The sequence below is a fragment of the Actinomycetes bacterium genome (assembly GCA_035489715.1).
Taxonomy (GTDB): Bacteria; Actinomycetota; Actinomycetes; order JACCUZ01; family JACCUZ01; genus DATHAP01.
Genome location: DATHAP010000157.1, coordinates 24,681 through 31,750, shown reverse-complemented (window position 1 = coordinate 31,750; position 7,070 = coordinate 24,681). Strand labels below are relative to the sequence as shown.

Sequence of the window (7,070 nt, the reverse complement as noted above, 5' to 3'; positions counted from 1 at the left end):
CTCGGCCTGAACACGTACGACGGCCGGATCACCTACGGGCCGGTGGCCGAGGCGCACGGCGTCGAGGTGCTGCCTCTCGACGAGGTCCTGCGCTAGCCCGTGACGGCATGACGGAGGCGTTGGACACTGCGCTGCGCGGCTACCTGGACCACCTCACCGTGGAGCGCGGCCTGGCGCCCAACACCCTGGGCTCCTACCGGCGCGACCTGCGCCGCTACGTGTCCCACCTCGCGGCCCGGGGCGTCGCCGACCCCGGATCGGTGGCCGAGCCGGACGTCTCGGCCTTTCTCGTCACGCTGCGCGAGGGCGACGAGGAGCACCCGCCGCTGGCCGCGACCTCGGCCGGCCGGGCGGTGGTCGCGGTGCGGGGCTTCCACCGCTTCCTGCTCCGCGAGGGACTGACCGCCGCCGACCCCGCGCGCGGTGTCCGGCCGCCGTCGCCGCCCAAGCGGCTGCCCAAGGCGATCTCGGTCGAGGAGGTGGAGGCCTTGCTGGCCGCGGCCGGCGCCGACGAGACGCCGCGCGCGGTGCGCGACCGTGCGCTGCTCGAGCTGCTCTACGGCTGCGGAGCGCGCATCTCCGAGGCGATCGGGCTGGATCTCGACGAGCTGGACCTGCAGCAGGGCGTGGTCCGGCTGCTCGGCAAGGGCAGCAAGGAGCGCGTCGTGCCGGTCGGTTCCTACGCCCGCGAGGCGGTCCAGGGCTACCTGGTGCGCGCCCGGCCGGCGCTGGCCGCTGCCGGCAAGGGGTCGCCGGCGCTCTTCCTCAACTCGCGTGGCGGCCGGCTGTCACGGCAGAGCGCCTGGACGGCGCTGCGGGCAGCCGCCCGGCGCGCCGGCATCACCCGGGAGGTGTCGCCGCACACGCTGCGGCACTCGTTCGCGACCCACCTCCTCGACGGGGGGGCTGACGTGCGCGTGGTCCAGGAGCTGCTCGGGCACGCCTCGGTGACGACGACGCAGGTCTACACGCTGGTGACCGTCGACCGGCTCCGGGAGGTGTACGCCACCGCCCACCCGCGTGCGCGTTGAGTGACGCTGGGTGATCTTGGTTCGCCCAGACGGGTGTCGGCAGGGCCCTGCTTGTTCGGTAGCGTCCCCGCGGGGACGGGGGTTCCCTCCAGCGAACTCCGACCCTAAGGAATCTCCGTGGCAACTTCCCGCGTGCGACGCACGTCCATGTTACTGATGGCGGTGCTCATGCTCGGCCTGACGGTCGCGCTCCCGGCCGCGGCGATCACCGGTGGCACCGTCGACTCGAACGGCACCTACTCGAACGTCGGCATGATCGCCTACTACGACGCCGAGGGCCGCTGGCGGTGCAGCGCCACCCTCGTCACACCGACCGTCCTCCTGACGGCCGCACACTGCACTCACGGCACGGTCGGCAGGACCATCGTCAGCTTCAAGCCGCTCATCGACGACGCCGCGCCGTCGGACGTCCCGCGTGCTCCGGACGACAACGCCACGCCGCCTACCGGCACGAGCAAGACCGGCTACACGCCCGGCCAGTCGCTGCCGACCGGCTGGTACCGGGGCACGGCGAGCACGAACCCTGACTACTCCGACTTCACCGACTTGAAGAACTGGAACGACGTCGGCGTGGTGGTTCTGGATTCGCCCATCACCGGGATCACCCCGGCCAAGCTGGCGCCGGAGCGGTACCTGGACCGGTTCGCCCAGCCCCGTCTCAACAAGACGCTGGTCACGCTGGTCGGCTACGGCACCGAGGTCCGCCAGGACGCGGCCGCCAACGGCAACATGAAGCCGACCCCGATGAGCTACCCGATCATCCGTCGCTACACCGACGAGGTGGCTCAGAAGCTCACGCCGCAGATCCTGCAGACCAACGGCAACGAGCACGACATCCGCGGCGGTGGCGGCTCGTGCTTCGGCGACTCGGGCGGCCCGTCCTTCAAGGATGGCTTCGTCGTCACGGTCACCAACTACGGCTACACGTCCAACTGCCGCTACCTGGGCGGGCTGCAGCGGGTGGACAACCCGGGCGTCCAGGATTGGCTCGCCGACTTCGGGGTGGTCCCGGCGAGCTGACCGGGAAGCGCCACTCGTCCGCGGACCGCCGCGGTCAGGGTGCCGGTGCGAAGAACGCCGGCATGCTGGCCGCGGCGGGTCCGGCCGGGCAGACCAGGTCGTGGTCCGCGCTGTCGGTCCACCACTGGGACAGCACGACCGGGCCGTCCTGGAAGGACGCCTCGGAGCAGCGGCCCAGCGCGACCGCCTTCGAGCGCGGCCCGGCCGTGTGCCACTCGGGCAGGCCCCAGGAGACCCGGCCGACGATGTCGGTCCACTGCAGCGACGTCGAGTAGAAGCCGGTCGCGATCCCGGCGCCCTGGTAGGCCCGGGCGACCCCCCGGACCACGGCCCGGTTGTCGCGCCGGTCAACCGACCAGGGCCGGATCGAGTAGTGCTCGACGTCGATCCAGACGTGCGGGACGGTCAGGCCGACCGAGGCAAGGCGGCGTAGGTTGTAGGTCCCCTCGGCGTAGCCGACGTTCCGCAGCCGGGACCGCCGCGTGGTGCCCGCGTAGGGCCCGCTTGCGGCGTACCGCGAGAGCTGACGGGCGGTGGGCCAGGTGGCGACGGCGTAGGCCGACACCGGCACCCGCCGGTCCCGCGCCCACTGCACCTGGGTCGCCAGGCACGGGTTGGGGGTGAACGCCGGGCCGTTGGTCAACCCGATGACGACGAAGCGCGCCTGGTCGCCCGGCATGGGGAGCCCCAGCGAGCGACGGGACGGGATGCCCATCCCCACCGGGCACTGCGGCCACGACACGTCACCCCCGGTCACCAGGGGCGTCGCCGCTGCGGTGCTCGCGGCGGGGACCGGTCCGGCCACGGCCGGCGGGGCGGCGACCACCGCGAGCAGCCCGACCAGAGCGAGCAGGGCGGCGGCGACGGCAGCGGTGCCGGTGAGGGCGGGGCGGCGGGTCAGGGTGGTCCGGTGCACCAGGGGACTCTCGGCGCGCAGGCGGCCGGGCCTGAGCGGCTTTGCCGAACCCTGAGGTTGCGGCGGCCGGCTCCCACGATTGCCGGGGCGTGCTCCGGCGTGGCGGCTTCGGTCCGGGCCGGCTGCTGCCTACTGTCGGGCCCGAAGGTCGGTACGGCGACAGGCCGACGAGTCGACAATCTACGAGGACGGTCTCGTGAGCACCCAACCGTACGTCCCGCCCGAGCAGCCGGTCGTGACCCAGCCACCGCCCCGGCTCGGCGAGCTGCCGACCGAGCGCGAGCCCGCGCCCGAGTCACCGCACGTGCCCGAGATCCTGCTGCCCGAGGCCTCGGTCGCCGCAGCGGCACCGGCCGACGTCTCCCTGGCGACGGCCGGCCGCCCGATCGGGCCGACCGGCCGGCCGATGCCGGTCTTCCCGGAGCCCGAGCCCCGCGAGACGCACGGCCCCGCCCGGATCATCGCGATGTGCAACCAGAAGGGTGGGGTCGGCAAGACGACGACCACCATCAACCTGGGCGCCTCGCTGGCGGAGTACGGCCGCAAGGTCCTGCTGGTCGACTTCGACCCCCAGGGCTCCCTCTCGGTCGGGCTCGGCGTCAACCCGTATGACATCGACTGCAGCGTCTACAACCTGCTGATGGAGCGCGGCACCGCGCTCGAGGACGTCGTCGTCAAGACCAACGTCCCGGGTCTGGACCTGCTGCCGAGCAACATCGACCTGTCCGCTGCCGAGGTGCAGCTGGTCACCGAGGTGGCCCGCGAGCAGGTGCTGGCCCGCGCGCTGGCTCCGGCGGTGGCCGACTACGACTTCGTGATCATCGACTGCCAGCCGTCGCTGGGCCTGCTGACGGTCAACGCGCTGACGGCCAGCGACGGAGTCATCGTCCCGCTGGAGTGCGAGTTCTTCGCCCTGCGCGGCGTGGCCATGCTGGTCGAGACGATCCAGAAGGTGCAGGACCGGCTCAACCCGGAGCTCACCATCGACGGCCTGGTCGCGACCATGTACGACTCCCGCACCGTGCACAGCCGCGAGGTCCTGGCCCGGCTGGTCGAGGCCTTCGAGGACAAGGTCTTCCACACCGCCATCAGCCGCACCGTGCGGTTCCCCGAGACCACGGTCGCCGGCGAGCCGATCACCACCTTCGCGACGTCTTCCGGCGGCGCCTACTCCTACCGGCAGCTGGCGCGGGAGGTCCTCTTCCGCTGCCCGGGCACATGAGCACCCCCGAGCAGACCGGCCCGGTGCCGGAAGGGTCGACCGACGAGGCCGAGGTGGTCACCGGGGCGCAGGTCCGCCGGCTGCGGCCGGCGACCCGCCGCACCACCGGCCGGGAGCGCCACGACGAGAAGATCACCGTCTACGTCAGCCCGGACGAGCTGGTCGCCCTCGAGCAGGCCCGGCTGGTGCTGCGGGCCGAGCACGGCGTCGCCGTGGACCGTGGCCGGCTGGTCCGCGAGGCGGTGGCCGAGATGCTGATCGACCTCGAGGCCCACGGCGAGGCCAGCGTGGTCGTGCAGCGTCTGCGCCCCGAGTGAGCCGGTCCTGGCGCTCCACGCCGGCCGCCGGCTGATCGGTTTCTCCCGGATGGCCGTGCTGGACTACCGTGCGCCGGTGGACACGGGCAGGGGCGCCGGCGACGACCTCGCCCTCTCCGCTGACTCGTCGGCCGGCTTCCACGTCGACCTCGGCGAGCTCTTCGAGGGCCCGTTCGACCTGCTGCTGGGCCTGATCGCCAAGCACAAGCTCGACGTCACCGAGGTGGCCCTGTCCAAGGTCACCGACGAGTTCATCGCCCACATCAAGGCCATGGGGCCGGTGTGGGACAACGCGTCGCTCGACCAGACGACCGAGTTCCTCGTGGTCGCGGCGACGCTGCTGGACCTCAAGGCGGCCCGGCTGCTGCCCAGCGGCGAGGTCGAGGACGAGGAGGACCTCGCGCTGCTCGAGGCGCGCGACCTGCTCTTCGCCCGGCTGCTGCAGTACCGCGCCTACAAGCAGGTGGCCGCGGTGTTCGCCGGCCGGATGGCGGTCGAGGCCGGGCGCTACGCCCGGGCGGTCACGCTGGAGCCGCAGTTCGCCGGGCTGCTGCCGGAGGTGCTCCTCGGTCTTGGCTCGCAGGAGTTCGCGGCGCTGGCGGCGCGCGCGATGGCGCCGCGGCCGGTTCCGGTGGTCTCGATGGAGCACCTGCACGCGCCGGCCGTGAGCGTGAAGGAGCAGGCCGGCATCCTGGTCATCGCCCTGCGCCGGGCGCGCACCAGCACCTTCCGCCAGCTGACCGCTGACTGCGAGGGCACCCTGGTCGTGGTGGCCCGGTTCCTCGCGCTGCTCGAGCTCTACCGCGAGGGCGCAGTGGTCTTCGACCAGGTCGACCCGCTGGGCGAGCTGCACATCCGGTGGACCGGCAGCGACGAGGGCGAGGTGGAGGTCGAGGACGAGTTCGACGAGCCGGGAGAGCGGGGCGAGCCGGCGGAGCCGGACCAGCCCGCTGACGACGTACCGCAGGAGACGACGACCGATGTCTGACAACGCCGAGCACGCCGAGCACGCCGACAACGCCGAGCACGCCGAGCACGCGGACAAGGCGGACGCCACCGAGGACCAGCAGCTGGCCCACCTCGGGCACCTCGGCGACGACGGCGAGGGGGGCAGCGACAGCCCCGCGCTGCGGACCGCGCTGGAGGCGATCCTCATGGTCGTCGACGAGCCGGTGGGCGACGTGTTGCTTGCCCAGGTGACCGAGCGGCCGACCGACGAGGTGCGGGTCGCGCTGGCGTCGCTGGCGGCCGAGTACGACGAGACCGGCCGCGGGTTCGAGCTGCGCGAGGTCGCGGGCGGCTGGCGGTTCTACACCAGGGCGTCCTGCGCGGCGTACGTCGAGAGGTTCGTGCTCGACGGCCAGCAGGCGCGGCTCACCCAGGCCGCGCTGGAGACCCTGGCGGTGGTCGCCTACCGGCAGCCGGTGAGCCGGGCCCGGGTGTCCGCGGTGCGCGGGGTCAACGTCGACGGCGTGATGCGCACCCTCGTCGCCCGCGGCCTGGTCGAGGAGACCGGTCGCGAGGGCCATGAGGCGGGCGCGATCCTCTACGGCACGACGTCGTACTTCCTGGAGCGACTTGGGCTGCGCAGCCTCGACGAGCTGCCCGAGCTGGCGCCCTTCCTGCCCGAGCTCGACACCGTCGACGACGTGGCCACGGCGTGACGTCTGCCGAGCAGGAGGGCATCCGGCTGCAGCGGGTGCTGGCCGCGGCCGGGGTCGGCAGCCGCCGGGCCTGCGAGGTGCTCATCGAGGAGGGCCGGGTCGAGGTCGACGGCCGGACCGTGCGCACCCAGGGCATGCGGGTCGACCCGGTGACCGCCGTCATCAAGGTCGACGGCATGCGCATCGCGACCGCCCCCGAGCACGTCTACCTCGCGCTGAACAAGCCGCGCGGCGTCGTCAGCACGATGAGCGACCCGGAGGGCCGGCCCTCACTGGCCGACTACGTCGCGGACCGGTCGGCGCGGCTGTTCAACGTCGGCCGGCTGGACGCCGAGACCGAGGGCCTGATCCTGCTCACCAACGACGGCGACCTCGCGCACCGGCTGGCCCACCCGTCCTTCGGCGTCACCAAGACCTACCTGGCCGAGGTCACCGGGCCGGTCGCCCGCGACGTGGGGCGGCGGCTGCGCGACGGCGTCGAGCTCGACGACGGGCTGGTGCAGGCCGACGGGTTCAAGCTGGTGAGCACGGTCGGCAACCGGGTCATGGTCGAGGTCAGCCTGCACGAGGGGCGCAAGCACGTCGTCCGGCGGATGATGGCGGCCGTCGGCCACCCGGTCACCCGCCTGGTGCGGACCGAGGTCGGCCCGATCATGCTGGGCAACCTCAGGCCGGGCAAGCACCGCCGGCTCAGCCAGCAGGAGGTCGGCGCGCTCTACCAGGCCGTCGACCTCTAGCGCCGGACGGTGCACCCCGGCCGGATGAGCGGTCGCCGTCGCTGCTGCGTGGGCCTGGTGGTCAGCGATGATCGTTTGCGACGACGAGGCCCCCGACACGCCGTCACCACGGCGTGTCGCGGCGGCACGTGTCGCAAACGATCACTCCGGGAGCCGTGGCGCC

The 7,070-nt window shown here is 72.9% G+C and carries 7 protein-coding genes and 1 pseudogene; 7 read left to right on the top strand and 1 reads right to left on the bottom strand.

Annotation, left to right across the window (positions count from 1 at the left end):
• Positions 1-107: 107 nt before the first annotated feature.
• Positions 108-1,031: a site-specific tyrosine recombinase XerD gene (gene xerD, locus VK640_12795; protein HTE74061.1), complete on the top strand. Its 924-nt coding sequence runs from the start codon at positions 108-110 to the stop codon at positions 1,029-1,031.
• A gap of 156 nt (positions 1,032-1,187) precedes the next feature.
• Positions 1,188-2,051 carry a trypsin-like serine protease gene (locus VK640_12790; protein HTE74060.1) on the top strand — a complete coding sequence of 288 codons (864 nt, stop codon included), beginning with the start codon at positions 1,188-1,190 and terminating at the stop codon, positions 2,049-2,051.
• A gap of 34 nt (positions 2,052-2,085) precedes the next feature.
• On the opposite strand, the gene VK640_12785 is transcribed toward VK640_12790, so the two are convergent.
• Entirely contained in the window at positions 2,086-2,967 is an 882-nt protein-coding gene (locus VK640_12785; protein HTE74059.1) for a hypothetical protein, read from the bottom strand.
• Between the two features lie 319 nt (positions 2,968-3,286).
• On the opposite strand from VK640_12785, the gene VK640_12780 reads away from it, so the two are divergent.
• The 5 genes and pseudogenes from VK640_12780 to VK640_12760 all read left to right on the top strand — a co-directional run bounded on the left by VK640_12780 (position 3,287) and on the right by VK640_12760 (position 6,907).
• On the top strand, positions 3,287-4,189 hold the full coding sequence (locus VK640_12780) for an AAA family ATPase (protein HTE74058.1): 903 nt from the start codon (positions 3,287-3,289) through the stop codon (positions 4,187-4,189).
• A 95-nt stretch (positions 4,190-4,284) separates the two neighbouring features.
• Positions 4,285-4,506, top strand: a pseudogene (locus tag VK640_12775) (hypothetical protein).
• Positions 4,507-4,582: 76 nt separating this feature from the next.
• Positions 4,583-5,494, top strand: coding sequence for a segregation/condensation protein A (locus tag VK640_12770; protein ID HTE74057.1), 912 nt, complete (start codon positions 4,583-4,585; stop codon positions 5,492-5,494).
• A 166-nt stretch (positions 5,495-5,660) separates the two neighbouring features.
• Positions 5,661-6,170, top strand: coding sequence for an SMC-Scp complex subunit ScpB (scpB, locus tag VK640_12765; GenBank protein ID HTE74056.1), 510 nt, complete (start codon positions 5,661-5,663; stop codon positions 6,168-6,170).
• Entirely contained in the window at positions 6,167-6,907 is a 741-nt protein-coding gene (locus VK640_12760; protein HTE74055.1) for a pseudouridine synthase, read from the top strand. The genes scpB and VK640_12760 overlap by 4 nt, the downstream gene beginning before the upstream one ends.
• The last annotated feature ends 163 nt before the right edge of the window (positions 6,908-7,070 follow it).

Coding starts and splice junctions, on each gene's coding strand:
- scpB (HTE74056.1), top strand. CDS start 5,661: ATGGTCGTCGACGAGCCGGTGGGCGACGTGTTGCTTGCCCAGGTGACC.
- VK640_12790 (HTE74060.1), top strand. CDS start 1,188: ATGGCGGTGCTCATGCTCGGCCTGACGGTCGCGCTCCCGGCCGCGGCG.
- xerD (HTE74061.1), top strand. CDS start 108: ATGACGGAGGCGTTGGACACTGCGCTGCGCGGCTACCTGGACCACCTC.